Origin of the sequence: Pseudoalteromonas sp. SG44-5 (assembly GCF_014164175.1) — a bacterium.
Classification (GTDB): domain Bacteria; phylum Pseudomonadota; class Gammaproteobacteria; order Enterobacterales; family Alteromonadaceae; genus Pseudoalteromonas; species Pseudoalteromonas nigrifaciens.
Window position 1 is genome coordinate 1 of the sequence record NZ_JACJES010000086.1, and the last position, 203, is coordinate 203.

Genomic DNA, 203 nt, shown 5'->3' on the forward strand with positions numbered 1-203 from the left:
TGAATTTGGAAAATATCTGATAATATTTTTTAAGTCTTTGCGTAAATATCTACTTTAGCAATATTAACTTCTTGCTTGAACTGTCACATAAAACGCGTTTGGCGTTGTATGGTTAAGCCTCACGGGTAATTAGTACAAGTTAGCTTAATGCCTCACAGCACTTCCACATCTTGCCTATCAACGTTGTAGTCTCCAACGGCCCT

1 rRNA gene is annotated in these 203 nt (G+C 37.4%); it reads right to left on the reverse strand.

The features are described 5' to 3' along the window. Nucleotides 1-108: 108 nt before the first annotated feature. Nucleotides 109-203: ribosomal RNA gene (locus tag H5079_RS18300) — 23S ribosomal RNA — on the reverse strand; the annotation flags it as partial.